Origin of the sequence: Symbiopectobacterium purcellii, from assembly GCF_052050035.1 — a bacterium.
Taxonomy (GTDB): Bacteria; Pseudomonadota; Gammaproteobacteria; order Enterobacterales; family Enterobacteriaceae; genus Symbiopectobacterium; species Symbiopectobacterium purcellii_A.
Genome location: NZ_CP189882.1, coordinates 2,215,949 through 2,241,511, shown reverse-complemented (window position 1 = coordinate 2,241,511; position 25,563 = coordinate 2,215,949). Strand labels below are relative to the sequence as shown.

Sequence of the window (25,563 nt, the reverse complement as noted above, 5' to 3'; positions counted from 1 at the left end):
TTGTTGAATAAATCGAACTTTCAGGGGATCGCCGGATCAAAGCACTATCATCGCTCACGATAGCAGCTCCCCATGGCAAAGCAAAAGTTTAAAATCACCAACTGGCCCACCTACAACAAAGCACTCAGACAACGCGGCTCCCTGACGGTCTGGCTTGATGAGTCCGCCATCGCTGCATGGACTGACAGTTCTTCGCCTGAAGGTCGTGGTCGGCCGCTTTACTACACCGATATGGCTGTTACCACGGTTTTGATGATAAAGCGCGTGTTTAACCTGTCGCTCCGGGCATTAAAGGGCTTTGTCGACTCGGTTTTTACACTGATGAGCCTGCCACTGCGCTGCCCGGACTACTCTCTGGTCAGTCGGCGGGCAAAAACCGTCAGTATCAGCATAAAAACGCCAACGCGTGGTGAAATCTCGCATCTGGTCATCGACAGTACCGGTCTGAAGGTCTTTGGCGAAGGTGAATGGAAAGTCAGGCAGCATGGGGCTGACAGACGAAGAGTGTGGCGCAAGCTTCATCTGGCAGCAGACAGTGCGACGCATGAGAGTATCTGTGCCGACTTATCGCTCAGCGGAACGACAGATGCGCAGGCACTGCCGGGCCTGATTAACCAAACCCACCGGAAAATCAGGGAAGTGTCAGCAGACGGTGCTTATGACGCCCGTTACTGCCACGATGCGTTGCTGAGAAAGAAAATCAGGCCCCTTATCCCGCCGCGAAGCGGAGCCAAATACTGGCCGGACAAGTACCATGAACGTAACCATGCGGTGGCGAATCAGCGTCTGAGCGGGAGTAATGATATGTGGAAAAAGAAAGTGGGTTATCACCGGCGTTCAGTGGCAGAAACAGCGATGTTCCGCATAAAAACTTTGCTGGGTGGCCATCTGAGCCTGCGTGACTATGAGGCTCAAGTAGGTGAAGCCATAGCGATGGTCAAAGCGCTGAACCGTATGACGTTGTTGGGTATGCCACACAGCGTCAGGATAGGATAACAGGTGTAGCAGAGGGAGTCATCCTGTCGGCTAATTCTGATTTATTCAACAAAGCCACTTAGAGAATAAAGGTTTGAAATGATCAACAAAGAGCGGTTGTTACGAGATAATCGTTTATGTAAAGCAATCATTGGATTATCAGTCGAAGAATTGAAAAATTTAGCCGCTGAATTTTCAGCTTGTTATTTGATTTATCGGAAAAAGAATCGAAAAGATCACGAGCGGCAGATGGGTGCAGGGCAGAAAGGATTTATCCCAACCCCATTAGATAAACTGCTTTTTATTTTATTGTATTTAAAATGTTATCCGACCTATTATTTGCAAGGACTTCTTTTTGGTTTAGATAGAACACGGGTATGTCGCTGGGTAAAAATATTATTGCCGGTTTTAGAGATGACCTTGGGGCGAGAATGTGTTTTGCCCGCTCGTCAAATTCGCTCTGCTGAGGAATTTTTTCGCGCCTTTCCTGGAGTTAAAGACGTCTTTATTGATGGGACAGAGCGACCTGTCCAAAAGCCTAAGAATCTGCGTCGGCGAAAAAAAATGTATTCGGGAAAGAAAAGACAGACCACTCGAAAAGAGCTTATTATGACTGACGAAACAAGGCAAACTGGATTTATCCCCATGAGCAAAAATGGGCGCCGTCACGATAAACGCTTACTCGATAAAGTCGATATAATTCGCCATATTCCTCCTGAGGTAACCATCTGGGCAGATACCGGTTTTCAAGGTATAGATAAACAGCATCCTAATACACAAATCCCAAAAAAAGGAACTCGAAAAAGACCTTTATAGCCAAGCGACTTAATTTTGATTACACCATATGGACTGAGAACAAACTCTCTGTATCGCAACCCATCTCTCTTTTTTTGCTTTTTGCTTGTGCCCATTTATGCTCAATTGGGTTAAGATCTGGCGAATATGTAGGCAAATACTCCACCATATACCCTGCATCGATGATGACTTGTTGAATATTATGTTTTTTGTGAAAAGTGGCATTGTCCATCATGATTACACTGTTTTTAGGGAGTACTGGGATAAGGACTTGTGTGACCCAGGCATAGAAAACATCGCTGTTAATATTGATATCAAATAATCCGATAGCAAACAGCGTTGTGCCTAATAAAGCGCCGATAACATTTGTTCTTCCCCTAGCTCCCCAGTTCTTCAGGCCAAAACACCGTTGACCTTTTGGGGAATAGCCGTGAGTCCGTGGGGCATCGTGTGAAAAACCACTTTCATCAATAAAAACAATAGGTTTACCTTCTTTTTCATACTGTTGTTTTTTTTGTTGAAATCCCTGCCGGGCGTTTTCGTCGGCTTTCGGATGACGTAGAGTTTTTTTTATAGGTCAATCCCAGCTTTTTAAGCGCTTGCCAAATGGCCTTCTGACAAACGCCAAAACGCTCTGCACGTTCTTTTTGGTAAGCATCTGGATATTGTTCAACATCTTTTATCAACTCGGATTTATCGATCTTTCGCTGACGCGTGGTCGATGCTTTTGACTCTATTTGATTAATCCAACGCGATACAGAGGCAGGGCCAATCCGAAATTGCTTCGCTGTTTCTCGGATACTCAACCCTTCGTTTTTCCGTGTAGAGGCTTTGTTGAATAATTTAACCGTTTGATTTACATCTTCTTTAGGTAGAATGCATGTACAGAGACTGTATTTTGTTAGAACGACAAATCAAGTAGTTAGCACAATAAAAAGCATTACGGCTGGAAAACTTAGTTGTTGAAGTGTTATAATAATTATGTAAATCAGCATGTTAAATTATTCAACAAAGCCCCGTGTAGATATCACTTTACGTCTAAAATCAATTGAATAGCTCATTTAAATAATGTAATCAAAATTAAGTCGTTTAGCTATATCGCCTGAACAAAAACAAGAAAATAAAATAATCTCGGGCATCCGTATTACAGTTGAACACGCCATCGCGGGTATCAAGCGCCTCGGTTGCATGACCCAAATTTTACGGAATCGTAGACCCTTTATTGATGATACCTTCTTACTCCTTAGCGCCGGTCTTTGGAATTTCCATCTCAGAACAGCGTAAAATTTACTTCAATCACCGAAACACCCTTATTTCACTATTAAGCAACACGCTTATTGAGTATGTGTTCGAGTTCGGCAATCTTACGATGACTGACCTGACTGAAGTCTGTTCCCTTTGGGTAAAAACGTCGTATCAGCCCGTTGGTGTCCTCATTCAAGCCCCTCTCCCAGGAATGATAAGGATGGGCAAAGTAGACCTGCGCCCCTGTGATTTGAGTAATTTGCTCGTTCAGAGCGAATTCAGGGCCGTTATCAGCTGTTAGGGTCTTAAACTTGCAAAAGGTATTAGCTTCAATGTGCCTGAAAGCAGCAACCACAGTCTCCGCACGCTTATTAGGCAGTTTGCGAATGATGACGGTTTTCAATGCTTTATCTACGATGGTTAACAAGAATGACTTCTGGTCTTTGCCAAAAATAGTGTCAATTTCGAAGTGGCCAGGCTCCTGTTTAAGCTCGGCTTGAGCTGGGCGATACTCAATACCAACACGGTTGGGAATAGGGCCTGATTTGAGGTTTTCGGCATTGTACCTGTAACGTTTTCCCCGATGAGGAAGTTGCTGATATAGCTCCCCGCCAGCCTGTCTCTCCTGCAGGATATAGCGATATAGCGTATTCTTGCTGACAGATATACCGAATTCCAGGTGCAAACGGCCACTGATGATTTCAGGTGAAGAGTGAGTGGAAAGCGCCTGCCTGATGAAGTTCTGAATGTGTGGCTTCAACGGGTAAAAAGCATTGTTTGGCAGAGGCTTATGACGGCGTTCCCGGGCCAGAGTGTCCGCCCTTCTACAGCAGTAGACACCATTGAAAGTAGGGTCGGTATTGCGTCTGAGTTCCCTGCTGATGGTCGAGCGAGGCAGAGCAAGCTCTCTGGCGATGGTAGCTTGGTTGACACCTTCACCACGCCGCTTTTCGATGTAGAACCGTTCTTTCTGAGTCAGATGTTTTCCCTGCATGCAACAGGCTCTCCAGTATGGCCAGAACGGTGATTTTATCCGACTCTGGCAAGTGGGTCATTTGTTGCGTTTCGAGTGGGAATGGGGCCTGTGCTACCCGACTATCCCGTGGAAAATGACGAGGCTATCTATTTGGTGCATCCCTCCGCGCGACTGGTTCCCGCTAAAACGCGGGCGTTCGGCAGTTGGATTGCGCAGGTGCTGGCTACGCGGCCATGGCTGCATCCGTAAATCACTGACTAACGGGCCTCCTCAGGCCAGTTCAATAGCGCCATGCAGGGTTGCTGTTTTTGGTTGGTCATCGCTATCCCCTTACTGTCCGCCGTGAGTATAGCTAAACGACTTAATTTTGATTACATTATTTAAATGAGCTATTCAATTGATTTTAGACGTAAAGTGATATCTACACGGAAAAACGAAGGGTTGAGTATCCGAGAAACAGCGAAGCAATTTCGGATTGGCCCTGCCTCTGTATCGCGTTGGATTAATCAAATAGAGTCAAAAGCATCGACCACGCGTCAGCGAAAGATCGATAAATCCGAGTTGATAAAAGATGTTGAACAATATCCAGATGCTTACCAAAAAGAACGTGCAGAGCGTTTTGGCGTTTGTCAGAAGGCCATTTGGCAAGCGCTTAAAAAGCTGGGATTGACCTATAAAAAAAACTCTACGTCATCCGAAAGCCGACGAAAACGCCCGGCAGGGATTTCAACAAAAAAAACAACAGTATGAAAAAGAAGGTAAACCTATTGTTTTTATTGGTGAAAGTGGTTTTTCACACGATACCCCACGGACTCACGGCTATTCCCCAAAAGGTCAACGGTGTTTTGGCCTGAAGAACTGGGGAGCTAGGGGAAGAACAAATGTTATCGGCGCTTTATTAGGCACAACGCTGTTTGCTATCGGATTATTTGATATCAATATTAACAGCGATGTTTTCTATGCCTGGGTCACACAAGTCCTTATCCCAGTACTCCCTAAAAACAGTGTAATCATGATGGACAATGCCACTTTTCACAAAAAACATAATATTCAACAAGTCATCATCGATGCAGGGTATATGGTGGAGTATTTGCCTACATATTCGCCAGATCTTAACCCAATTGAGCATAAATGGGCACAAGCAAAAAGCAAAAAGCAAAAAGCAAAAAGCAAAAAGCAAAAAGCAAAAAGCAAAAAAAGAGAGATGGGTTGCGATACAGAGAGTTTGTTCTCAGTCCATATGGTGTAATCAAAATTAAGTCGCTTGGCTATATTTCGTATACGTTTTAGTTATGTTCTTCCCTATTCAGCCGTCATTTTTCCCGCTACAGTGAAAAAACAACCATGACGTCTGGAGGGCGAAATGCTTTATATCTTTGATTTGGGTAACGTTGTCATTGATATCGATTTCAACCGCGTGTTGGGCGTGTGGAGTAAGCTGAGTGGTGTCCCACTCGCCACGCTGAAAGAGCGCTTTACCATGGATGAAGCCTTTGAACTGCATGAGCGGGGCGAGATCAGTGATGAAGAATTTGGTGCCCGACTGAGCCAGGAAATGGGCATGCTGCTGAGCTACGAGCAGTTTACGGCGGGCTGGCAGGCTATTTTTGTTGCGCTGCGTCCTGAATTACTGGATGTGATGCAGCAACTGCGCCAACAAGGGCATCGCGCCGTTATTTTATCCAACACTAATCGCCTGCACTGTGCGCATTGGCCCGCGCTGTTTCCAGACGTGGCCGAGGCCGCCGATCGTCTCTATTTGTCACAGGATATCGGGATGCGCAAACCAGAGGCGAGAGTTTATCAGTATGTGCTGACGCAAGAGCAGGCAACGCCAGCGCAAACGGTATTTTTCGATGATAACGAACAGAATATTGCCGCCGCGCAAGCGCTGGGGATCCACAGCGTTTTGGTGACCGATCGCGATACGGTGCCACAATTTTTTGCCGAACACCCGATTTCTCCTGCACACAATACCGTCGCTAACGCGGGTAAGCTGTGATAAAAACGGTTGGCATTTTTGCTAAAAAATCGATTAAAAGAACAGCGGTTCAGGAGTGGTTGTCGTTTATGATTGCGTTAATTCAGCGTGTTACCCGCGCCAGTGTGACGGTGGACAATGCCATCGTTGGGGAGATTGCAGGCGGATTGCTGGTGCTGTTAGGCGTCGAACAAGGGGATGATGAACGTAAGGCGGCGCGCCTGTGTAAGCGCGTGCTCGGCTATCGTATTTTCAGCGATGAGCAGGGCAAGATGAACCTTAACGTGCAGCAGACCGGAGGCAGTGTGTTGGTGGTATCGCAGTTTACGCTGGCGGCGGATACGCAGAAAGGCATGCGCCCCAGTTTTTCCCGCGGTGCGGAACCTGCCGAGGCGGATAGGCTGTATCAGTATTTTGCTGCCCAGTGTCGTGAACGCGGCACCCACGTGGAAACCGGCCGCTTTGCGGCTGATATGCAGGTTGCGTTGGTTAACGACGGGCCAGTCACGTTCTTGCTTCAGGTGTGACAATGCCGTGCGCGTCAGCGCGCCCATTGTCACCGATGCGCAGTACAGCCAATCGGAAGGAGGGGGAGGAAATGTATCACCTGAGAGTGCCTGAAACCGCTGAACAGATGGACGCTTACTATCAGTTCCGTTGGGAGATGCTGCGTAAGCCATTACACCAGCCGTTAGGTTCAGAGCGGGATGCCTATGACGCGCTGGCGCATCACCAGACCGTGGTGGATGAACAAGGGCGGTTGGTGGCGATTGGACGCCTCTCCATTAATGCCGATAACGAAGCCGCTATCCGCTTTATGGCGGTGCATCCAAGCGTTCGGTGCAAAGGGTTGGGTACGCTGGTGGCGATGACGCTGGAATCCGTCGCGCGTCAGGAAGGTGTAAAGCGCGTGGTATGCAGCGCGCGTGAAGATGCTGTGGCGTTCTTTACCAAGCTGGGCTTTTCCCTTCAAGGAGAGATCAGCGCACCGCAAACGACACCTGTGCGTCATTATCTGATGACCAAACCCATTGCTTCTTTGGATGATATCCTGCATCGCCCTGATTGGTGTGTGCAGTTGCAGCAAGCCTGGCATGAGCATATCCCACTCAGTGAAAAAATGGGTGTGCGAATCAACCAATATACCGGGCAAAAATTTATTACCACCATGCCGGAAACGGGTAATCAGAATCCGCACCATACGCTGTTTGCCGGTAGCCTGTTTTCATTGGCGACGCTGACCGGATGGGGGCTGATTTGGCTATTACTGCGTGAACGGCATCTGGGGGGCACCATTATTCTGGCCGATGCGCATATTCGTTACAGCTCGCCGATCACCGGTCGCCCCAGCGCAGTGGCTGATTTAGGTTCATTGAGCGGCAACCTGACGCGTCTTGCGCGCGGGCTTAAAGCGCGTGTGCAACTTAACGTCGAGCTGTTTGGCGATGATAAATCCGGCGCGGTGTTTGAAGGGGTGTATATCGTGCTACCCGCGCAGCCTGCCGATCCCTTGGAACAAGGCGGCTCGGAAGCGGGGTAGCGGTACGGCCATTAGTGCGCGGTGCTTACTTCACCGTGTTGAATCTGCTGCCTTACGACGGTGCCATCGCTGGTGGTCCCCTGTAACAGACCGCTCAGCGTCGGTTTCAGCGGCGTGTTGGCGGCCAGATTTCCCGTTAAACGCAGTTGCAGATTGCTGTCGGCGCTGGGCAGGGCTTCAGACCCTTGCCAGCCCCAGTGCGTCAGGGTATCCATCGGCACTGAACGTCCGTTTAATGACAGCGTGAACGCACGGCCAGGTTGCTGCTCAATCGTGGCTTGCGCCTCAAGCAGACCACGTTGCGTAAACGCACTCAGTTCGGTAATGGCTATTTGCGCATCGCTCGCGTTTAGCGCGAGAGAAGGACGGCGCACATCGAGTTTGTTGAAGGTGGCATCGCTGGCGTTAAGATTCAGCGTACCCTGCCAAACGCCCCACTGGTGCTGACGCGCCAGCAACAGATTATTGCCGTAGCCATCCAGCGCGGTGAGCTGGAACGGGAAATCCGGGTTGATATCGATGAGCAGGTTACGGTTAGCGCGGAATTTCTTCACCTCAACATCGCTGAGCCAGTCCGGTAATGTCTTCTGCCAGCGCTCACGCCAATCCGTGGGCAGGGTATACTCCATCCCTGCGACCACGACTTCATTCAAGGTCAGACGGTGGTTATTGCGCGTCCACATGCCATCGGTGCGCATCAAACCGCCTTCCCAGCGGGTGGTAAACTGTTTGATGCCCACCCCTTGCGGCGAAACGGCAAGGTTAACAATAGGATCAATCAGGTGCATGCTACCGTTGACGATGTCGCTGGCATTAAACGACAGCGTGCCGTCGTCGCTTTCCCAATTGTGCTGGCGGAACGTAATATTTTGCAGGGTGACGTCGAGATCGCTAAACGCCCAGCCGGGCCCTTCAATGCGGGCATCCACCATATCAAAGCGGGAAACGGCTACCGAAGGCAGCTCAGCCACTGGTTGCCAGAAATCTTCCAGCGATTTCGTGGTTTGTAAACGCACGTTGCTCAGTCGCAGGCTATCCACCTGCCAACTACCATCTTCTGCACGTCGCGCATTACCGGTTAACTGACCGCCCGCAACGTCTGCGCCAAAGGTGGTTAACGTAAGTTGGTTTTTGTTGATTTCCCCCTGAATCAGTACCTGACTGGCGGGGACCTCATTGAGGCGCAGCGAGCGCGCGCTGAGTTGAAAATTACCTTGCGTACCGAGCAGATGCCCCTGCTCCGGCTGCCAGGGGGTAATGCCACCGTTAATTTGCTGCCCGTTCAGCGAACAATCACCGTCTTGTGATTGCAGCGCCATGGTGCGCAATTGCAGCACATCGGCCATGAACGGAACGGCAATGTTGCTGCCAGGCAGCAGATTCAAGGTACCGCCTTCCAGTTCCAGACTGGCAAAGTGGCTCGGTTCTGTCAGTTGCCGTGCGCTTACACCAAAGGACATTTTACGTGCCGCCAGGGTCAACGGCTGCCCTTTGACACCAAAAGTGACATCATTAAACACAATATGGTCGGCTTCTAACCAGTTATGCTCTATTTTTCCGAGCGTTAGCTGGTAATCGGTATTGTCATTCACCCAAGAAGTGACGCGGCTGGCGGCCCAGTGGGTTTGCAACACAACGTAAACGATGACCAGTGCCAACAGGGCTAGCAACAGCAAGGTGAGCAGTAGTTTCCCGAGAAATTTCATCGTATCAGTCCATGCCTTGTCATCGTGAGTACTTGTGTTATGCCGCAATTCTTCCTGCGTCTCAATACTTAACCGTGGTTACAGACAATAAAAAACGGCAAGTGTTTCCACACTGGCCGTTTTATCATACCCAAGTTATGACGCTATTGCCTCTGCCTGGTTTTATTTTTCTTCGTGCGGGAAGACAAGATTCAGAACAATCGCGGTAATCCCCCCAGCGGCAATGCCGGAGGAAAGCAGGGTTTTCAGCCAATCCGGCGCGAATTGCAGAATCAACGGCTGCTGTGAGACGCCCAGGCCGACAGCCAGCGACAGTGCAATGATCATGATAGCGCGGCGATTAAGCGGCTCGCGTGAAACAATGCGCACGCCAGAGGCTGCAATGGTGCCGAACATCACGATGGTCGCGCCGCCCAGTACTGGTTCAGGAATGTGCTGCACAAAGCCGCTGCCCCATTCCCAGTCGAAACGCAACAAAACGGTAGGGCATTATGCCGCCTGTAAGTGCGTTAAAAATACCTCATTTGGAGAACGATAACCCAGCGATTTTCGGCCTCGCGTATTGAGCAGGTGTTCGAGTGCTGCAACCTTGCGATGGGTGACATAATTGAAGTCCGTTCCCTTCGGGTAAAAACGCCGTATCAGCCCGTTGGTATGCTCATTCAACCCGCGTTCCCAGGAATGATATGGCCGGGCAAAGTAGACCGGTGCCCCCGTGACTTTTGTAATTTCCCCGTGCTGGGAAAATTCAGAACCGTTGTCAGCAGTCAGGGTTTTAAACTCGCAGAAGGTATTGGCAACGATGTCCCTGAAGGCCGCTACCACTGTCTCTGCTCGCTTGTTGGGCAGTTTGCGAATGATGACCAGCTTGACGGCTTTATCGACCACCGTCAGCAGGAATGATTTCTGATCTTTGCCAAAGATGGTGTCAATCTCGAAATGCCCGGGTTCCTGCTTGAGGTCAGCAACGGCCGGCCGCTGCTCAATGCCAACACGGTTGGGAATAGGACCGCGTTTGTTCTCATCGGTCTGATAGTTATACCGTTTACCCCGATGAGGGAGCTGCTGATACAGCTCACCGCCGGCCCGGCGCTCCTGCTGGATATATAGCTAAACGACTTAATTTTGATTACATTATTTAAATGAGCTATTCAATTGATTTTAGACGTAAAGTGATATCTACACGGAAAAACGAAGGGTTGAGTATCCGAGAAACAGAGAAGCAATTTCGGATTGGCCCTGCCTCTGTATCGCGTTGGATTAATCAAATAGAGTCAAAAGCATCGACCACGCGTCAGCGAAAGATCGATAAATCCGAGTTGATAAAAGATGTTGAACAATATCCAGATGCTTACCAAAAAGAACGTGCAGAGCGTTTTGGCGTTTGTCAGAAGGCCATTTGGCAAGCGCTTAAAAAGCTGGGATTGACCTATAAAAAAAACTCTACGTCATCCGAAAGCCGACGAAAACGCCCGGCAGGGATTTCAACAAAAAAAACAACAGTATGAAAAAGAAGGTAAACCTATTGTTTTTATTGATGAAAGTGGTTTTTCACACGATGCCCCACGGACTCACGGCTATTCCCCAAAAGGTCAACGGTGTTTTGGCCTGAAGAACTGGGGAGCTAGGGGAAGAACAAATGTTATCGGCGCTTTATTAGGCACAACGCTGTTTGCTATCGGATTATTTGATATCAATATTAACAGCGATGTTTTCTATGCCTGGGTCACACAAGTCCTTATCCCAGTACTCCCTAAAAACAGTGTAATCATGATGGACAATGCCACTTTTCACAAAAAACATAATATTCAACAAGTCATCATCGATGCAGGGTATATGGTGGAGTATTTGCCTACATATTCGCCAGATCTTAACCCAATTGAGCATAAATGGGCACAAGCAAAAAGCAAAAAAAGAGAGATGGGTTGCGATACAGAGAGTTTGTTCTCAGTCCATATGGTGTAATCAAAATTAAGTCGCTTGGCTATAGCGATAGAGCGAGTTCTTGCTGACGGACAGGCCAAATTCCAGGACCAGGCTCCCACTGATGACCTCAGGTGAGGTGTGGGTAGACAGCGCCGTTATGATAAAGTCCTGAATGTGCGGTTCAAGCTGGTTAATCACGCTGTCCGGCCGTGTTTTCTGCCGCCGCCCTCTGGCCAACGTTTCGGCCCTTCTGCAGGAATAGACCCCGTTGAAAGCGGCGTCGGTATTGCGTCTGAGTTCCCTGCTGATGGTAGAACGAGGAAGCTCCAGTTCCCGGGCGATGGTGGCCTGGTTAACCCCATCACCGGCTTTGTTGAATAATTTAACCGTTTGATTTACATCTTCTTTAGTTAGAATGCATTTACAGAGAATGTATTTTGTTAGAACGACAAATCAAATAGTTAGCACAATAAAAAGCATTCCGAGAGGAAAAATTAGTCGTTGAAATTTTATAATGCTTATATAAATCAGTATCTTAAATTATTCAACAAAGCCCCCATCACCACGCCGTTTTTCGATGTAGAACCGCTCTTTGTGAGTCAGATGTTTTCCCTGCATGCAACGGGATCTCCAGTAGGGCCAGAACGGTGATTTTATCCGGGTCTGGCCAGTGGGTCACTTTGTTGCATTTCGACTGGGAATGGGGCCATACGTTTAATGCCTTCCTCTAACGCCAAGAAGTAACGCAGCACCTCCCCGCCCCAAATTTCTCCCGGCACCACACACAGCACGCCCGGCGGATAAGGCAGCGCCCCTTCTGCAGCGACACGCCCTTCAGCCTCAGCCAGTGGGATGAGATCCACATCCCCGCGTACAAAGGCAGTGTTTGCCGCCTGCGGCAACATCACGGCACGCGGCAATGTCGCTTTGCGGAACATGGCTTTTTGCAAATACTGCACGTTGTGGCTGACATAGAAATCATGCATTTCCTGACACAATTGACGGAGCGTATAGCACGTGTAGCGCTGTTCATACTTGTGATAGAGATTCGGTAACACTTCGCTTAACGGCGCATCGCGCGCAATCAACGTTTCAAATCGTACCAATGCTTCCACCAGATGAGACAGCTTGGCGCTATCTTCCGCTGGCGTCAGCAGAAACCGGATCGAGTTAAGATCGCTTTTCTCTGGGATAATGCCATGTTCACGCAGGTAGTTGGCCAAAATGGTGGCCGGAATACCGAAATCAGTGTATTCACCGCTGCTGGCATCAATACCGGGCGTCGTCAGCAACAGTTTGCACGGATCGATATAGCCAACCGACTTAAAAATGATTACAGCCGATGCCCTGATATGTGGCAAAGAAGCATAGCTGGCTGTTATCAAAATAATGTCGCTTAGCTATAACATACTGGCCTTGTGCATATCCCTCAAACGCATGCCAGGCTGCTCCCGGCTCAAAATTGAAGAAGCGCACATCTTGCGCAATATCGTCCGTGGCGTGATCCTGCCAAGGTACGCCGTCGATCAGATCCGGAACAAAAGGTTTGATCAACGAACAGCGGGCCAACAGTTGCTTACGGGTATCGATACCTTGCTTGACGCATTCGAGCCACAAACGGCGGCCACTGCTGCCTTCGTGCATTTTTGCATTAACATCGAGCGCGGCAAACAGCGGATAAAAAGGGCTGGTCGAAGCGTGCAGCATAAAAGCGTGATTAAAACGCTTGTGGTTGCAAAACCGCTTCTGTCCTTTAATGTGCGTGTCTTTTTTATGGATCTGCGAGGTTTGCGAAAAGCCCGCCTGCTGCTTGTGAACCGATTGGGTAACAAAGATGCCCGGATCGTTCTCATTCAGCTCCAGCAACAGTGGCGAGCACTGCTCCATCATCGGAATAAACTGCTCGTAGCCCACCCAGGCAGAGTCAAACAGGATGTAATCACACAGGTGGCCGATGCTATCCACCACCTGACACGCGTTGTAAATGGTGCCATCGTAAGTACCGAGCTGGATCACCGCCATACGGAAAGGACGCGGCGCATCCGCGCGATGCGGAGCCTCTTCCCGAATCAAGCCACGCAGATAAGCTTCATCAAAGCAGTGCGCATCTACCCCGCCAATAAAGCCAAACGGATTTCGTGCTGTCTCTAGGTAAATAGGCGTCGCACCCGCCTGAATCAGCGCGCCGTGGTGGTTGGATTTATGATTATTACGATCGAACAGCACCAGATCGCCCGGCGTCAGTAATGCGTTGGTCACGACCTTATTGGCTGACGAAGTGCCGTTGAGTACGAAGTAGGTCTTGTCGGCATTAAACACTTTAAGCGTGTTGCTTAATAGTGAAATAAGGGTGTTTCGGTGATTGAAGTAAATTTTACGCTGTTCTGAGATGGAAATTCCAAAGACCGGCGCTAAGGAGTAAGAAGGTATCATCAATAAAGGGTCTACGATTCCGTAAAATTTGGGTCATGCAACCGAGGCGCTTGATACCCGCGATGGCGTGTTCAACTGTAATACGGATGCCCGAGATTATTTTATTTTCTTGTTTTTGTTCAGGCGATAAAGGTCTTTTTCGAGTTCCTTTTTTTGGGATTTGTGTATTAGGATGCTGTTTATCTATACCTTGAAAACCGGTATCTGCCCAGATGGTTACCTCAGGAGGAATATGGCGAATTATATCGACTTTATCGAGTAAGCGTTTATCGTGACGGCGCCCATTTTTGCTCATGGGGATAAATCCAATTTGCCTTGTTTCGTCAGTTATAATAAGCCCTTTTCGAGTGGTCTGTCTTTTCTTTCCCGAATACATTTTTTTTCGCCGACGCAGATTCTTAGGCTTTTGGACAGGTCGCTCTGTCCCATCAATAAAGACGTCTTTAACTCCAGGAAAGGCGCGAAAAAATTCCTCAGCAGAGCGAATTTGACGAGCGGGCAAAACACATTCTCGCCCCAAGGTCATCTCTAAAACCGGCAATAATATTTTTACCCAGCGACATACCCGTGTTCTATCTAAACCAAAAAGAAGTCCTTGCAAATCATAGGTCGGATAACATTTTAAATACAATAAAATAAAAAGCAGTTTATCTAATGGGGTTGGGATAAATCCTTTCTGCCCTGCACCCATCTGCCGCTCGTGATCTTTTCGATTCTTTTGCCGATAAATCAAATAACAAGCTGAAAATTCAGCGGCTAAATTTTTCAATTCTTCGACTGATAATCCAATGATTGCTTTACATAAACGATTATCTCGTAACAACCGCTCTTTGTTGATCATTTCAAACCTTTATTCTCTAAGTTAAACCTCTTTTTATTCTCAATAGCCTGACAAAAAATGCAAGTCTCTATTCAGCAACTAGTTTTTTGGCCGCAAACTTTTGCGCTTTTTTCGCCGCCCCTTCATGAATCAGCAAATCGCCCAGTTTCACATCCGCATTGCAGATATAGCCAAGCGACATTATTTTGATAACAGCCAGCTATGCTTCTTTGCCGCATATCAGGGCATAGGATGTAATCATTTTTAAGTCGGTTGGCTATATCGGAACGGAAGAGCGTTTCACCATAGAACTCAAAGAATTGACGCCCGGTGGGATGCTTGCGAAAAAATTGGCCACCTTGATGCCCTGGACAGGCGAAGGTGGAATTACGCATACCCACATATTTGGACAACGTATCGAAAAACGGCGGCAATAACCCGGCCTGATAATCCGCCGCGGTTTTCTCCAGCAACGGGGCGTGCTCACCCGCACCGTCAACGCGCAGCCAGCTCCTGCCAGATGGCAACACGTCATCTGCTGAATACCACGGTTCGTTCACCACGAAAGCCGGAATGCCGAAACCGGTGTGCTGCAACAGCGCCAACACCCCACATCGCGCCTCTTCAAGAGAAACGACAACCGCGGCCACATCAGTAAAGTCGGTTTGACTCAGAGAGACAATTTCTCGCTGGGTATGAAGACGGCCCGCAACCGTCGCGTTCGCTGCAATTTTTAACTGTTTCATTTAACCAAACCCAAACACTTAAGGATGAGTAGTGGCGCAAAGGCACCGTGTAAAGCGTCATCACTGTCAGGCCTAGATGGCATATCCGCAGATTAAAACAGATATACATTAATCTTATGACAAGACCAGACGGTGCGACTGACAAATACCGCTTTTTGCCTATACGGCTTAACACGTAAGGAGAAACTGGATCCAGCCCCGTCCGATAGACATCAGTAAAATCAGAGCGATGCGCTGTTCTTACTCATGCCTAACAGTGAGCATCAGAACGCCTCACCGCATGGTGAAGGAGGATAATCGAGAGAATGCAGACAAGCGGAAACCGAACCCACTAGCAGGCATCATAGACAGCCCGGCGCGTACAACCAGCACCTTGCGCAATGAATCTGACATAGTGACGCCCTCTTTAACCGCTCGTGAATGGAGAGTAAAAAACGGCGTCATAGTGGCACGGTTTTTCAGCAAACACAATACGCCCTACACTGACGGGGCCTAATAAGAAAACGTTTGCCTGGCGGGCTCCTAAACCCCAAAAAAGCATTGTTGCTGCAAAAACGCACGTTACTGCTCGAATTCACAGCATTCGTACGGGAATGTGATATAAACTCATTGACGGCATTGACCCAATACGGTTTAATCCCCCCCGTTGCCCGGATAGCTCAGTTGGTAGAGCAGGGGATTGAAAATCCCCGTGTCCTTGGTTCGATTCCGAGTCCGGGCACCACCTATCCTTTTTTATGCCTCCCTATATATTCCTATAAATCCCTATGTGTTTGTAATGTAAGCAGAGTGGCGTAGAAATCTTTCCCGATGCATTCTTAGTTATCCCTAGGTATCCGGAAAAAAGTGGGTCAAATTACGGTGCATTCAGTTCGATGAACGGAGTGACCCGCCCATGTTGACTGATAGCAAGATCCGCTCGGCCAAAAACCTCGAAAAATCATACAAGCTCACCGATACGTTAGGGCTTTATCTAACGATATCTACTCATGGTGCTAAGCGGTGGTATTTCCGTTATAGCCAAGCGACTTAATTTTGATTACACCATATGGACTGAGAACAAACTCTCTGTATCGCAACCCATCTCTCTTTTTTTGCTTTTTGCTTGTGCCCATTTATGCTCAATTGGGTTAAGATCTGGCGAATATGTAGGCAAATACTCCACCATATACCCTGCATCGATGATGACTTGTTGAATATTATGTTTTTTGTGAAAAGTGGCATTGTCCATCATGATTACACTGTTTTTAGGGAGTACTGGGATAAGGACTTGTGTGACCCAGGCATAGAAAACATCGCTGTTAATATTGATATCAAATAATCCGATAGCAAACAGCGTTGTGCCTAATAAAGCGCCGATAACATTTGTTCTTCCCCTAGCTCCCCAGTTCTTCAGGCCAAAACACCGTTGACCTTTTGGGGAATAGCCGTGAGTCCGTGGGGCATCGTGTGAAAAACCACTTTCATCAATAAAAACAATAGGTTTACCTTCTTTTTCATACTGTTGTTTTTTTTGTTGAAATCCCTGCCGGGCGTTTTCGTCGGCTTTCGGATGACGTAGAGTTTTTTTTATAGGTCAATCCCAGCTTTTTAAGCGCTTGCCAAATGGCCTTCTGACAAACGCCAAAACGCTCTGCACGTTCTTTTTGGTAAGCATCTGGATATTGTTCAACATCTTTTATCAACTCGGATTTATCGATCTTTCGCTGACGCGTGGTCGATGCTTTTGACTCTATTTGATTAATCCAACGCGATACAGAGGCAGGGCCAATCCGAAATTGCTTCGCTGTTTCTCGGATACTCACCCCTTCGTTTTTCCGTGTAGATATCACTTTACGTCTAAAATCAATTGAATAGCTCATTTAAATAATGTAATCAAAATTAAGTCGTTTAGCTATATACCTTCGACCGTAAAGAGAACCGCCTAGCCCTTGGCGCTTACCCGTTGATTTCATTGGCAGCAGCCCGTGAAAAGCTCGATGCGGCGCGTAAGTTGCTGGCATCCGGTGTCTGCCCTTCACTGCCTCGCAAGACAGAAAAATCCTCAGTGGATGAATCAAGAACGTTTCGCTATATGTCGCTACCGATGTAAAACTGGCCCACCTGCCGATGTAAATCTGACCCACCTAGGGTAAAAATGGCAGTTTTAAGGCACTGCCAATGATGACATTGGAGACCAGAGTGGAGATTCACGTTTTACACCGTCAAGGCATGTCCATCCGCGCCATCGCGCGGCAGCTTTCATGCTCCCGCGAGACCGTTCGACGATATATCCGTAGTCCACTACCGGTGGCTGACATGCGTTACAAGCCGCGTATGCCTACAACATGCAAGCTTGACCCGTTCAAGCCGTATGTTCTCGAGCGCGTTGCTGCTGCCAGACCACAGTGGATACCGGCCAGTGTGCTGCTGCGCGAGATAGGCCAACGGGGATATGATGGCGGCTATAGCATGCTTACCGCATTTCTACACCCCATGAAGCAGCCCGTTACTGAGGCGGTCACGCGCTTTGAGACCGAACCCGGCGTACAGATGCAGGTTGATTTCACCATCGTCAGGCAGGGCCATAACCCGTTGCTGGCCTTCGTCGCTACGCTGGGCTGGAGCCGGGCGACTTTCGTCAAGTTCTACAGCAACCAGGAGTCCGCAGCCTGGTGTGACGGCATTGAGTCTGCACTTAAGTTCTTTGGCGTAACTCCGCATCAGTTGCTGTTCGACAACGCCAAAGCCATCATTATTGAGCGGGATGTCTACGGTCCCGGCAAGCATCGCTGGAACCCACAGTTGATGCAACTGGCTGAGAAGTATGCCTTTACGCCTAAAGTTTGCCGTCCCTACCGCGCCAAGACTAAGGGCAAGGTCGAACGCTTCAACCATTACCTCAAGAACAGCTTTGTTGTGCCGCTTGCCGCCACGTTTCGCCAGGCTGGGCTGATACTGGACGTCCCCGCGGCTAATGCACGCATTGGTGAGTGGTTGATCACCGTTGCCAACACCCGTAAACATGGCACCACCGCTATTCCGCCTGAACAACGCATGCCGCGTGAGCGGGCTGCGTTGTTGCCATTGCCGAAGATAACACTGGCATTGCCTCCACCGGTACCGGCGAGTTGCTCGCGCCCCATACCCACAGAGAGTCTCCAGCACCCGTTGGCTACGTATCAGGCGCTACTGGAGGTAGAAGCATGAACCTCCAGCATGATCGTATCGCAGCGCTCTGCGAGCAGCTTAAGCTCGATAGATTATCGGCTGAGTGGCCCGCCGTTGCTCAGACGACGATCGACAGCAACGGCACTCATGCCGACTTCCTTGAAGCTGCTTTACAGCTTCAGCATGATGGGCTGAACGAACGGCGCCGGCAGACTATAAGCGTGTTGCTTAATAGTGAAATAAGGGTGTTTCGGTGATTGAAGTAAATTTTACGCTGTTCTGAGATGGAAATTCCAAAGACCGGCGCTAAGGAGTAAGAAGGTATCATCAGGCTTTGTTGAATAATTTAACCGTTTGATTTACATCTTCTTTAGTTAGAATGCATTTACAGAGAATGTATTTTGTTAGAACGACAAATCAAATAGTTAGCACAATAAAAAGCATTCCGAGAGGAAAAATTAGTCGTTGAAATTTTATAATGCTTATATAAATCAGTATCTTAAATTATTCAACAAAGCCGTATCATCAATAAAGGGTCTACGATTCCGTAAAATTTGGGTCATGCAACCGAGACGCTTGATACCCGCGATGGCGTGTTCAACTGTAATACGGATGCCCGAGATTATTTTATTTTCTTGTTTTTGTTCAGGCGATAAAGGTCTTTTTCGAGTTCCTTTTTTTGGGATTTGTGTATTAGGATGCTGTTTATCTATACCTTGAAAACCGGTATCTGCCCAGATGGTTACCTCAGGAGGAATATGGCGAATTATATCGACTTTATCGAGTAAGCGTTTATCGTGACGGCGCCCATTTTTGCTCATGGGGATAAATCCAATTTGCCTTGTTTCGTCAGTCATAATAAGCCCTTTTCGAGTGGTCTGTCTTTTCTTTCCCGAATACATTTTTTTTCGCCGACGCAGATTCTTAGGCTTTTGGACAGGTCGCTCTGTCCCATCAATAAAGACGTCTTTAACTCCAGAAAAGGCGCGAAAAAATTCCTCAGCAGAGCGAATTTGACGAGCGGGCAAAACACATTCTCGCCCCAAGGTCATCTCTAAAACCGGCAATAATATTTTTACCCAGCGACATACCCGTGTTCTATCTAAACCAAAAAGAAGTCCTTGCAAATCATAGGTCGGATAACATTTTAAATACAATAAAATAAAAAGCAGTTTATCTAATGGGGTTGGGATAAGAGTCTGTAAAGAATTTCGTGTAAATGGCTCCATCGCTTAACCGGAAATCCGATCTCCATACATCAACATGAATTGGCTCATAGCCGGTTTCCAGTCTCTGATTGGTAGGGTCCATTTAGCCGAGATATTATGCAAGGCTAGATAGAATAATTTTAGCACCGAGTCATCCGTTGGAAATATTCGTCGCGTTTTCGTTATCTTGCGCAATGAAGCATTTAACGACTCTATCGCGTTGGTGGTGTAGATAACCTTGCGGATCTGCGGCGGAAAATCAAAAATGACGATGAGACGTTCCCAATTATTTCTCCACGATGGGCTGATCGTCGGGAACTGCTCATCCCATTTGGCCGCGAAGGCATCCAGGGCCTCTTCAGCGCCCTCTAGCGTTGCGGAACTATAGATAGTGCGGAGGTCAGCAGCAACGGGTTTACGCTCTTTCCAGCCGACGTAGCGCAGCGAGTTCCGCACCTGATGCACGATGCAGAGCTGTACCCGCGTATGCGGGTAAACAGCTTCAATGGCATCAGGAAAGCCCTTCAGGCCATCGCAGCAGGCGATGAAGATGTCCTGTAGCCCACGATTTTTCAGTTCTGTCATTACAGATAACCAGAACTTGGCCCCCTCGGTTTTGGCTATCCATAGCCCCAGCAGCTCTTTTTCGCCCTGGCCGTTGATGCCTAGAGCCAAGTAAACAGACTTGTTGGCCACGGCTCCGCCGTCCTGGCTTTTGACCACAATACAGTCAAGGTAAACAATGGGATAAAACGCATCCAGCGGCCGTTGCTGCCAGCGCTTAACGTCATCCATCACGGCATTGGTCACTTGAGAAATGAAGCCAGCGGAAACATCGACCCCGTAGACTTCTTTAAAGTGTGCCTGAATATCACGGGTTGATAGCCCTCTGGAATAGAGAGAAATAATGCGGTCATCGAAGCCGTTAAGCTGCTTTTCGTGCTTACCGATCAGTGTCGGCTCGAAGGTACTGTTGCGGTCGCGCGGAATATCGAGCTCGAGCGCCCCATTTTGGCTACGTACGCTCTTGGATGTCTTGCCATTGCGGGAGTTGCCTGAATTATTACCAGCCGGGTCATGCTTAGCATACCCAAGGTGTATCTCCATCTCAGCTTGAAGAACCCGTTCCGCCAGTCTTTTAGTCAGTTCCTTGAGTAGGCCTGATTCACCCAGAAGCTCCTGAGGGGAGTGGCAATCCTGAAGCAGTTGGTCAATAAGTTCGTTGCTGATAGGCATTTTTTGTCCTCTGAAGGTTTTCCTCAAAATGCCATTTACACAGATCTTTTTACACTCTCTGGGATAAATCCTTTCTGCCCTGCACCCATCTGCCGCTCGTGATCTTTTCGATTCTTTTTCCGATAAATCAAATAACAAGCTGAAAATTCAGCGGCTAAATTTTTCAATTCTTCGACTGATAATCCAATGATTGCTTTACATAAACGATTATCTCGTAACAACCGCTCTTTGTTGATCATTTCAAACCTTTATTCTCTAAGTTAAACCTCTTTTTATTCTCAATAGCCTGACAAAAAATGCAAGTCTCTATTCAGCAACTAGTTTTATTTTGCGTTTATCAGGCCTACCGGTGATCAAGACGCTGGAGCAGTTTGATTTCGCCTTTGCGAGTGGCGTACCTCGCAATCAGATCCAGGAGTTGGCCGGGCTGGCGTTTATCGAGCGTCAGGAGAACCTGGTCTTGCTGGGTCCGTCCGGGGTAGGTAAAACGCACCTGGCGACAGCACTCGGCTACAGAGCCGCGATGGCCGGAATGAGTATTCGGTTCGTCACAGCCGCAGATCTGATGCTACAGCTGCTCGCATCACATCGTCAGGGGGAGTTAAAAAGCTATCTTAATCGCGTTGTGGGTAAGCCTAAGTTGTTGATCATAGATGAGGTTGGCTACCTTCCCTTCGGTAAAATGGAAGCCAATCTGTTCTTCCAGGTTATCGCTAAACGGTATGAGTCAGGCAGCGTGGTCCTGACCAGCAACCTGCCGTTTACCCAGTGGTCGGGGACATTCGGAGATGATGAAACGCTGACGGCGGCGATGCTGGATCGGCTGCTTCACCATGCGCATATCGCGCAAATCAGCGGTCAAAGCTATCGACTGAAAGATAAGCTGAAAAGCGGTCAGATCCAGAAGAAAACTAAAGCAGCTACGCTCGAGTAATTCAAAGGGGGTGGGTCAGTTTTATAGCCAACCGACTTAAAAATGATTACATCCTATGCCCTGATATGCGGCAAAGAAGCATAGCTGGCTGTTATCAAAATAATGTCGCTTGGCTATACTTTGGCAGGGTGGGTCAGAATTCAATCGGTATTGACACGTATCCGCTTGCGTAGACCCAGACTATGCCATCAGGACAATCTTCCCCATAAAACCAGAGATCTTCACTTCGAGCTTTCCACTCATCTTATGTGTTCAATCAATGCCCGATCGGCTAGCGTCATGCGCTCTGCGTGACTTACAGCAGAACATATACCGAACGCAAACAGGCAGATAAGGGAAAGAGGCCTACGCAAAACAAACGTAATACTTACGTTAATTTACAATTCGGCGCATTTTTACCTTTAATAAAGGAAGGCTGCTATCAAAAAACCGGTTCGTGTCTCAATTCAACAGGTTATGCTCATAAATACAGATAATTAAGCATTAAATATGAATAGCAATCATTATCATTTTAGCGCTAATAATATCGCTCAGACCGCCTCACATAATCAGGTGGGAGTGATATAGCCAACCGACTTAAAAATGATTACATCCTATGCCCTGATATGCGGCAAAGAATCATAGCTGGCTGTTATCAAAATAATGTCGTTTGGCTATATAGCGTAACGCGTTAGTTTATAGCGAGGAAAAAAATCCCCGTGACTCCCACAGGGATAAGGAAAGAGAGACCAATAAGCACTACTCCGTTTTCTCTCTCAATGGGAAGCGACGTCGTACTACGACGAAGAACAGGGGAACAAAGAAAATCGCCAGCACGGTGGCAGCCACCATGCCGCCAATCACGCCGGTGCCCACCGCGTGCTGGCTGGCTGAGCCCGCACCGGTGCTGGTTGCCATCGGCAACACACCAAAAACAAAGGCCAGTGACGTCATCAGGATAGGGCGCAAGCGTTGGCGAGAGGCTTCCAGCGTGGCTTTAACGATATCCACGCCTTTGTGGTTCATATCGTTGGCAAACTCTACAATCAATATGGCGTTTTTGGCTGAGAGCCCGATCACTGTCAGCAGGCCGACCTGAAAATAAACATCATTTTCCAGCCCGCGCGCCCAGGTTGCGATTAATGCGCCCAGCACGCCCAGCGGCACTACCAGCATCACAGAGAACGGCACGGACCAGCTTTCATACAGTGCCGCCAGACACAAAAACACCACCAGCAGGGAGATGGCATAGAGCGCCGGAGCCTGCGCCCCGGTCATGCGTTCTTGCAGAGACATGCCGGTCCATTCCAGCCCAAACCCTTCTGGCAACTTGGCTACCAGTTGCTCCATCACATCCATGGCCGTACCGGTGCTAACGCACGGTGCAGACCCACCAAGGATCTCCAACGCGGAAAAACCGTTATAGCGTTCCAGACGCGGCGAACCGGTCATCCACGACGTTTGCGCAAAGGCGGAGAAAGGCACCATGCCCCCGCTGTCATTGCGCACATACCATTTGTTGAGATCGTCTGGCAGCATACGGTAGGGCGCGGCCGCTTGCACATACACCTTTTTCACCCGTCCACGATCGATAAAATCGTTCACGTAAGTGGAACCCCAGCCAATCTTCAGCGTACTGTTGATGTTGCTGATGGAAACCCCCAACGATTCTGCCTTGCGCTGATCGATGGTGATTTGCATTTGCGGACTGTCGTCCAGACCGTTGTGGCGAACTCGGGTCAACCGCGCGTCCCCCGCAGCCTGCGCCAGCAGCGTGTCACGCGCCGCCATTAAGGCATCGTGCCCCAGCCCTGCGCGATCCTGCAATTCCATATCAAACCCGGATGCATTACCCAAACCGGAAATAGCCGGTGGTGTGCTGGCGAAAACCCGCGCCTCATTGATACGGCGAAAAGCTCGCGTTGCCCGTTCAACGATGGCACCTGCGCTGTTTTGTGCACCGGGACGCTCATCCCAGTCTTTCAAACGAACAAACAGTTGTGCCACGTTCTGACCGTTACCGCCGGGGCCGTTACCGACAGCGGTAAACACCGACACCACGTTCTCTTTTTCTTGCGTCATGTAATAGGCTTCCACCTTTTCGACCACTTTCAGCGTTTGCTGCTGTGTCGAGCCGGGCGGTAGCTGGATCTGCGTCATAAAGACGCCGCGATCCTCCTGCGGTAAAAACGAGGTAGGCAAGGTGCGGAACAGGAACGCCATCACGCCAATAATCGCGAGGTAGAGTACAAACCAGCGGCCACTTTTGAGCACTATCTTGCCAACACCGTGCTCGTAACGTTCAGAGAGCTGATTAAACTGGCGGTTAAACCAGCCAAAAAAGCCGCGTTTGCCATGGTGTTCACCTTTCGCCAGCGGTTTCAGCAGCGTGGCGCATAGTGCGGGGGTTAAAATCAACGCCACCAACACCGACAGCACCATCGCTGAAACGATGGTAATGGAGAACTGGCGGTAAATAGCACCGGTCGTGCCGCCAAAAAACGCCATTGGAACAAACACCGCAGAGAGCACCAGCGCAATACCCACCAATGCACTTTGCATCTGTTGCATCGATTTGCGCGTCGCAGCTCTGGGGCTCAGCCCTTCCTCACTCATTACGCGCTCAACGTTTTCCACCACCACGATGGCATCATCCACCAGCAGCCCGATGGCAAGCACCATTGCGAACATGGTCAACATATTGAGGCTAAAGCCAAAGGCATAGAGCACGGCAAACGTCCCCAGCAGAACCACGGGAACGGCGATAGTGGGGATGAGTGTAGCGCGGAAATTTTGCAAGAACAGGTACATCACCAAAAACACCAGCAGTACCGCTTCCAGCAGCGTTTTGACCACATCCTCAATCGAGGCTTTTACAAAGGGGGAAGTTTCGAACGCGATTTTCGCTTCCAGCCCGTGCGGGAAAAACGGGGCCAGCTCGGCCAACCGTGCACGCACCAGCTTATCGGTTTCAATTTCATTGGCCCCGGACGCCAACTTGATGCCAAGTCCGGAGGCAGACTGGCAGTTAAAGCGGCTCAGAGAGTCATAGTTTTCTGCACCCAGTTCAATTTTCGCCACGTCGCTCAGCGTCACCGCAGAGCCGTCCTGGTTCACACGCAGAGTAATGGCACGGAACTGTTCGGGCGTTTGCAACAGTGAGCGCGCGTTTACCGTGGCATTTAGTGACTGATAGTCTACAGTTGGCGTGCCGCCTACCTGCCCGACTGACACCTGACTGTTTTGCGATTGAATGGCGCTCACCACATCGCTGGCCGTCAGGGAAAAGGATTTGAGTTTGGACGGATCGAGCCAGATGCGCATGGCATACTGCGAACCAAAAATATCGACGCTGCCCACCCCGTTGATGCGGCTGAGCGGTTCCTGCACGTTACTGGCGACGTAGTCGGAGATATCCTGTTTCTCCATGCTGCCGTCTGTCGAAACGAACGCGATCATCAGGATATTGGTATCTCCCGTCTTGTTGACGGTAACCCCTTGTTGTTGCACATCCTGCGGCAATTTTCGCATCGCCGATTGCAACTGGTTCTGCACCTGCTGACGCGCGTTATCCGGATCGGTGCCCGCATCAAAACTTAAGGTAATGCGCGTCTGACCGGAACTGCTTTGCGATGACATGTACATCAGGTGATCGAGCCCGGTCATGCTCTGCTCGATAATCTGCGTCACGGTGTTTTCCATCGTCTGCGCAGAAGCGCCCGGATAGGAAGCGGTGATACGCACATTGGGCGGTGCCAAATCGGGATATTGCTCAACCGCCAACGAGGCGATCGCCATCATGCCACCCAGACTCAGCAGGATGGCCAGTACCCAGGCAAAGATCGGGCGATCAATAAAAAAATTCGCCATCGAAACAACGCTCCTTCAGACTATTTTATACGTGGCGCATATT

The 25,563-nt window shown here is 49.0% G+C and carries 28 protein-coding genes, 1 tRNA gene and 6 pseudogenes; 19 read left to right on the top strand and 16 right to left on the bottom strand.

Annotation, left to right across the window (positions count from 1 at the left end):
- Nucleotides 1–72: 72 nt before the first annotated feature.
- Both ACQGXV_RS16105 and ACQGXV_RS16100 read left to right on the top strand, forming a co-directional pair.
- Nucleotides 73–996: an IS5 family transposase gene (locus ACQGXV_RS16105; protein ID WP_440866905.1), complete on the top strand. Its 924-nt coding sequence runs from the start codon at nucleotides 73–75 to the stop codon at nucleotides 994–996.
- 78 nt (nucleotides 997–1,074) lie between these two features.
- Nucleotides 1,075–1,791, top strand: coding sequence for a transposase family protein (locus tag ACQGXV_RS16100; protein WP_440866904.1), 717 nt, complete (start codon nucleotides 1,075–1,077; stop codon nucleotides 1,789–1,791).
- Between the two features lie 19 nt (nucleotides 1,792–1,810).
- Here the strand turns inward: ACQGXV_RS16100 and ACQGXV_RS16095 are convergent, their stop codons facing one another.
- On the bottom strand, nucleotides 1,811–2,344 hold the full coding sequence (locus tag ACQGXV_RS16095; protein ID WP_440862665.1) for an IS630 family transposase: 534 nt from the start codon (nucleotides 2,342–2,344) through the stop codon (nucleotides 1,811–1,813).
- On the bottom strand, nucleotides 2,268–2,576 hold the full coding sequence (locus tag ACQGXV_RS16090) for an IS630 transposase-related protein (RefSeq protein WP_440865549.1): 309 nt from the start codon (nucleotides 2,574–2,576) through the stop codon (nucleotides 2,268–2,270). Before ACQGXV_RS16090 ends, ACQGXV_RS16095 begins: the two co-directional genes overlap by 77 nt.
- Nucleotides 2,577–2,865: 289 nt before the next feature.
- On the opposite strand from ACQGXV_RS16090, the gene ACQGXV_RS16085 reads away from it, so the two are divergent.
- Nucleotides 2,866–3,054 carry a transposase family protein gene (locus ACQGXV_RS16085; RefSeq protein WP_290605178.1) on the top strand — a complete coding sequence of 63 codons (189 nt, stop codon included), beginning with the start codon at nucleotides 2,866–2,868 and terminating at the stop codon, nucleotides 3,052–3,054.
- Between the two features lie 37 nt (nucleotides 3,055–3,091).
- On the opposite strand, the gene ACQGXV_RS16080 is transcribed toward ACQGXV_RS16085, so the two are convergent.
- The gene (locus ACQGXV_RS16080) at nucleotides 3,092–4,009 is read right to left on the bottom strand and encodes an IS30 family transposase (protein WP_440866903.1); all 918 of its coding nucleotides are present in this window, start codon (nucleotides 4,007–4,009) and stop codon (nucleotides 3,092–3,094) included.
- Between the two features lie 108 nt (nucleotides 4,010–4,117).
- Between ACQGXV_RS16080 and ACQGXV_RS16075 the strand changes: the two genes are divergently transcribed.
- The 6 genes from ACQGXV_RS16075 to fabY all read left to right on the top strand — a co-directional run bounded on the left by ACQGXV_RS16075 (nucleotide 4,118) and on the right by fabY (nucleotide 7,512).
- A complete protein-coding gene (locus ACQGXV_RS16075; protein ID WP_440866902.1) occupies nucleotides 4,118–4,240 on the top strand; it encodes a hypothetical protein in 123 nt (40 codons plus the stop codon).
- A gap of 135 nt (nucleotides 4,241–4,375) precedes the next feature.
- The gene (locus ACQGXV_RS16070) at nucleotides 4,376–4,741 is read left to right on the top strand and encodes an IS630 transposase-related protein (RefSeq protein ID WP_440862584.1); all 366 of its coding nucleotides are present in this window, start codon (nucleotides 4,376–4,378) and stop codon (nucleotides 4,739–4,741) included.
- Entirely contained in the window at nucleotides 4,665–5,240 is a 576-nt protein-coding gene (locus tag ACQGXV_RS16065; protein ID WP_440867456.1) for an IS630 family transposase, read from the top strand. Before ACQGXV_RS16070 ends, ACQGXV_RS16065 begins: the two co-directional genes overlap by 77 nt.
- 114 nt (nucleotides 5,241–5,354) lie before the next feature.
- Nucleotides 5,355–5,993 carry a glucose-1-phosphatase gene (gene yihX / locus ACQGXV_RS16060; protein ID WP_440866901.1) on the top strand — a complete coding sequence of 213 codons (639 nt, stop codon included), beginning with the start codon at nucleotides 5,355–5,357 and terminating at the stop codon, nucleotides 5,991–5,993.
- Between the two features lie 68 nt (nucleotides 5,994–6,061).
- Nucleotides 6,062–6,499, top strand: coding sequence for a D-aminoacyl-tRNA deacylase (gene dtd / locus ACQGXV_RS16055; RefSeq protein ID WP_440867455.1), 438 nt, complete (start codon nucleotides 6,062–6,064; stop codon nucleotides 6,497–6,499).
- Nucleotides 6,500–6,570: 71 nt separating this feature from the next.
- The gene (gene fabY / locus ACQGXV_RS16050; protein WP_440866900.1) at nucleotides 6,571–7,512 is read left to right on the top strand and encodes a fatty acid biosynthesis protein FabY; all 942 of its coding nucleotides are present in this window, start codon (nucleotides 6,571–6,573) and stop codon (nucleotides 7,510–7,512) included.
- 11 nt (nucleotides 7,513–7,523) lie between these two features.
- Here the strand turns inward: fabY and ACQGXV_RS16045 are convergent, their stop codons facing one another.
- The 3 genes and pseudogenes from ACQGXV_RS16045 to ACQGXV_RS16035 form a co-directional block, all read right to left on the bottom strand.
- Nucleotides 7,524–9,218 (bottom strand): AsmA family protein, encoded by a 1,695-nt coding sequence (locus ACQGXV_RS16045; protein ID WP_440866899.1) that lies wholly within the window; start codon nucleotides 9,216–9,218, stop codon nucleotides 7,524–7,526.
- 162 nt (nucleotides 9,219–9,380) lie between these two features.
- Nucleotides 9,381–9,668 (bottom strand): annotated as a pseudogene (locus ACQGXV_RS16040) (solute carrier family 23 protein); the annotation flags it as partial.
- Nucleotides 9,669–9,707: 39 nt separating this feature from the next.
- Nucleotides 9,708–10,322 carry an IS30 family transposase gene (locus ACQGXV_RS16035; protein ID WP_440867454.1) on the bottom strand — a complete coding sequence of 205 codons (615 nt, stop codon included), beginning with the start codon at nucleotides 10,320–10,322 and terminating at the stop codon, nucleotides 9,708–9,710.
- Nucleotides 10,323–10,360: 38 nt separating this feature from the next.
- Here ACQGXV_RS16035 and ACQGXV_RS16030 point away from each other — a divergent pair, with 38 nt between their 5' ends.
- Together ACQGXV_RS16030 and ACQGXV_RS16025 are read left to right on the top strand one after the other, a co-directional pair.
- Nucleotides 10,361–10,726: an IS630 transposase-related protein gene (locus ACQGXV_RS16030; RefSeq protein ID WP_440866898.1), complete on the top strand. Its 366-nt coding sequence runs from the start codon at nucleotides 10,361–10,363 to the stop codon at nucleotides 10,724–10,726.
- Nucleotides 10,650–11,183 carry an IS630 family transposase gene (locus ACQGXV_RS16025; protein ID WP_440862665.1) on the top strand — a complete coding sequence of 178 codons (534 nt, stop codon included), beginning with the start codon at nucleotides 10,650–10,652 and terminating at the stop codon, nucleotides 11,181–11,183. The genes ACQGXV_RS16030 and ACQGXV_RS16025 overlap by 77 nt, the downstream gene beginning before the upstream one ends.
- Nucleotides 11,184–11,189: 6 nt before the next feature.
- Here ACQGXV_RS16025 and ACQGXV_RS16020 read toward each other — a convergent pair whose 3' ends face one another.
- Nucleotides 11,190–11,381, bottom strand: a complete 192-nt coding sequence (locus tag ACQGXV_RS16020; protein ID WP_440866897.1) for a hypothetical protein — start codon at nucleotides 11,379–11,381, stop codon at nucleotides 11,190–11,192.
- A gap of 31 nt (nucleotides 11,382–11,412) precedes the next feature.
- Here ACQGXV_RS16020 and ACQGXV_RS16015 point away from each other — a divergent pair, with 31 nt between their 5' ends.
- Nucleotides 11,413–11,538, top strand: coding sequence for a hypothetical protein (locus ACQGXV_RS16015; protein ID WP_440866896.1), 126 nt, complete (start codon nucleotides 11,413–11,415; stop codon nucleotides 11,536–11,538).
- Nucleotides 11,539–11,645: 107 nt separating this feature from the next.
- Nucleotides 11,646–11,795, top strand: a complete 150-nt coding sequence (locus tag ACQGXV_RS16010) for a hypothetical protein (RefSeq protein WP_440866895.1) — start codon at nucleotides 11,646–11,648, stop codon at nucleotides 11,793–11,795.
- A 2-nt stretch (nucleotides 11,796–11,797) separates the two neighbouring features.
- Here the strand turns inward: ACQGXV_RS16010 and ACQGXV_RS16005 are convergent.
- From ACQGXV_RS16005 to ACQGXV_RS15995, 3 genes and pseudogenes are all read right to left on the bottom strand, one after another.
- A pseudogene (locus ACQGXV_RS16005) lies at nucleotides 11,798–13,466 on the bottom strand (ornithine decarboxylase); the annotation flags it as partial.
- Between the two features lie 52 nt (nucleotides 13,467–13,518).
- Nucleotides 13,519–14,418 (bottom strand): transposase family protein, encoded by a 900-nt coding sequence (locus ACQGXV_RS16000; RefSeq protein WP_440866894.1) that lies wholly within the window; start codon nucleotides 14,416–14,418, stop codon nucleotides 13,519–13,521.
- A 70-nt stretch (nucleotides 14,419–14,488) separates the two neighbouring features.
- A pseudogene (locus ACQGXV_RS15995) lies at nucleotides 14,489–15,143 on the bottom strand (Orn/Lys/Arg decarboxylase N-terminal domain-containing protein); the annotation flags it as partial.
- Nucleotides 15,144–15,791: 648 nt separating this feature from the next.
- Here ACQGXV_RS15995 and ACQGXV_RS15990 point away from each other — a divergent pair.
- Together ACQGXV_RS15990 and ACQGXV_RS15985 are read left to right on the top strand one after the other, a co-directional pair.
- Nucleotides 15,792–15,867 (top strand) — tRNA-Phe (locus ACQGXV_RS15990).
- Between the two features lie 171 nt (nucleotides 15,868–16,038).
- A pseudogene (locus tag ACQGXV_RS15985) lies at nucleotides 16,039–16,161 on the top strand (Arm DNA-binding domain-containing protein); the annotation flags it as partial.
- A gap of 21 nt (nucleotides 16,162–16,182) precedes the next feature.
- Here ACQGXV_RS15985 and ACQGXV_RS15980 read toward each other — a convergent pair.
- The gene (locus tag ACQGXV_RS15980) at nucleotides 16,183–16,716 is read right to left on the bottom strand and encodes an IS630 family transposase (RefSeq protein WP_440862665.1); all 534 of its coding nucleotides are present in this window, start codon (nucleotides 16,714–16,716) and stop codon (nucleotides 16,183–16,185) included.
- Complete coding sequence (locus ACQGXV_RS15975; protein ID WP_440866893.1) at nucleotides 16,640–17,005, bottom strand: IS630 transposase-related protein; 366 nt, start codon at nucleotides 17,003–17,005, stop codon at nucleotides 16,640–16,642. Before ACQGXV_RS15975 ends, ACQGXV_RS15980 begins: the two co-directional genes overlap by 77 nt.
- 35 nt (nucleotides 17,006–17,040) lie before the next feature.
- On the opposite strand from ACQGXV_RS15975, the pseudogene ACQGXV_RS15970 reads away from it, so the two are divergent.
- The 3 genes and pseudogenes from ACQGXV_RS15970 to ACQGXV_RS15960 all read left to right on the top strand — a co-directional run.
- Nucleotides 17,041–17,223: pseudogene (locus ACQGXV_RS15970) on the top strand (Arm DNA-binding domain-containing protein); the annotation flags it as partial.
- A gap of 80 nt (nucleotides 17,224–17,303) precedes the next feature.
- The gene (gene istA / locus ACQGXV_RS15965) at nucleotides 17,304–18,332 is read left to right on the top strand and encodes an IS21 family transposase (protein WP_440866892.1); all 1,029 of its coding nucleotides are present in this window, start codon (nucleotides 17,304–17,306) and stop codon (nucleotides 18,330–18,332) included.
- On the top strand, nucleotides 18,329–18,550 hold the full coding sequence (locus ACQGXV_RS15960) for a hypothetical protein (protein WP_440866891.1): 222 nt from the start codon (nucleotides 18,329–18,331) through the stop codon (nucleotides 18,548–18,550). Before istA ends, ACQGXV_RS15960 begins: the two co-directional genes overlap by 4 nt.
- Before the next feature lie 234 nt (nucleotides 18,551–18,784).
- Here the strand turns inward: ACQGXV_RS15960 and ACQGXV_RS15955 are convergent, their stop codons facing one another.
- From ACQGXV_RS15955 to ACQGXV_RS15945, 3 genes are read right to left on the bottom strand one after another with little or no spacing between them, the layout of a single operon-like run.
- Entirely contained in the window at nucleotides 18,785–19,522 is a 738-nt protein-coding gene (locus tag ACQGXV_RS15955; protein ID WP_440866890.1) for a transposase family protein, read from the bottom strand.
- A gap of 3 nt (nucleotides 19,523–19,525) precedes the next feature.
- Nucleotides 19,526–20,737 (bottom strand): IS256 family transposase, encoded by a 1,212-nt coding sequence (locus ACQGXV_RS15950; RefSeq protein WP_440866889.1) that lies wholly within the window; start codon nucleotides 20,735–20,737, stop codon nucleotides 19,526–19,528.
- Nucleotides 20,738–20,772: 35 nt separating this feature from the next.
- A complete protein-coding gene (locus ACQGXV_RS15945) occupies nucleotides 20,773–20,976 on the bottom strand; it encodes a hypothetical protein (RefSeq protein ID WP_440866888.1) in 204 nt (67 codons plus the stop codon).
- A gap of 86 nt (nucleotides 20,977–21,062) precedes the next feature.
- Between ACQGXV_RS15945 and istB the strand changes: the two are divergent.
- Nucleotides 21,063–21,671, top strand: a pseudogene (gene istB / locus ACQGXV_RS15940) (IS21-like element helper ATPase IstB); the annotation flags it as partial.
- A 738-nt stretch (nucleotides 21,672–22,409) separates the two neighbouring features.
- Here istB and acrD read toward each other — a convergent pair.
- Nucleotides 22,410–25,520, bottom strand: coding sequence for a multidrug efflux RND transporter permease AcrD (gene acrD / locus ACQGXV_RS15935; RefSeq protein WP_440866887.1), 3,111 nt, complete (start codon nucleotides 25,518–25,520; stop codon nucleotides 22,410–22,412).
- Between the last annotated feature and the right edge of the window lie 43 nt (nucleotides 25,521–25,563).

Bases quoted from the DNA above. Each gene is read 5' to 3' on its own strand.
- ACQGXV_RS16105 (WP_440866905.1), top strand. From the start codon at position 73: ATGGCAAAGCAAAAGTTTAAAATCACCAACTGGCCCACCTACAACAAA.
- ACQGXV_RS16100 (WP_440866904.1), top strand. From the start codon at position 1,075: ATGATCAACAAAGAGCGGTTGTTACGAGATAATCGTTTATGTAAAGCA.
- ACQGXV_RS16080 (WP_440866903.1), bottom strand. From the start codon at position 4,009: ATGCAGGGAAAACATCTGACTCAGAAAGAACGGTTCTACATCGAAAAG.
- ACQGXV_RS16070 (WP_440862584.1), top strand. From the start codon at position 4,376: ATGAGCTATTCAATTGATTTTAGACGTAAAGTGATATCTACACGGAAA.
- yihX (WP_440866901.1), top strand. From the start codon at position 5,355: ATGCTTTATATCTTTGATTTGGGTAACGTTGTCATTGATATCGATTTC.
- dtd (WP_440867455.1), top strand. From the start codon at position 6,062: ATGATTGCGTTAATTCAGCGTGTTACCCGCGCCAGTGTGACGGTGGAC.
- fabY (WP_440866900.1), top strand. From the start codon at position 6,571: ATGTATCACCTGAGAGTGCCTGAAACCGCTGAACAGATGGACGCTTAC.
- ACQGXV_RS16045 (WP_440866899.1), bottom strand. From the start codon at position 9,218: ATGAAATTTCTCGGGAAACTACTGCTCACCTTGCTGTTGCTAGCCCTG.
- ACQGXV_RS16030 (WP_440866898.1), top strand. From the start codon at position 10,361: ATGAGCTATTCAATTGATTTTAGACGTAAAGTGATATCTACACGGAAA.
- ACQGXV_RS16000 (WP_440866894.1), bottom strand. From the start codon at position 14,418: ATGATCAACAAAGAGCGGTTGTTACGAGATAATCGTTTATGTAAAGCA.
- ACQGXV_RS15975 (WP_440866893.1), bottom strand. From the start codon at position 17,005: ATGAGCTATTCAATTGATTTTAGACGTAAAGTGATATCTACACGGAAA.
- istA (WP_440866892.1), top strand. From the start codon at position 17,304: ATGATGACATTGGAGACCAGAGTGGAGATTCACGTTTTACACCGTCAA.
- ACQGXV_RS15960 (WP_440866891.1), top strand. From the start codon at position 18,329: ATGAACCTCCAGCATGATCGTATCGCAGCGCTCTGCGAGCAGCTTAAG.
- ACQGXV_RS15955 (WP_440866890.1), bottom strand. From the start codon at position 19,522: ATGGAGCCATTTACACGAAATTCTTTACAGACTCTTATCCCAACCCCA.
- ACQGXV_RS15950 (WP_440866889.1), bottom strand. From the start codon at position 20,737: ATGCCTATCAGCAACGAACTTATTGACCAACTGCTTCAGGATTGCCAC.
- ACQGXV_RS15945 (WP_440866888.1), bottom strand. From the start codon at position 20,976: ATGATCAACAAAGAGCGGTTGTTACGAGATAATCGTTTATGTAAAGCA.
- acrD (WP_440866887.1), bottom strand. From the start codon at position 25,520: ATGGCGAATTTTTTTATTGATCGCCCGATCTTTGCCTGGGTACTGGCC.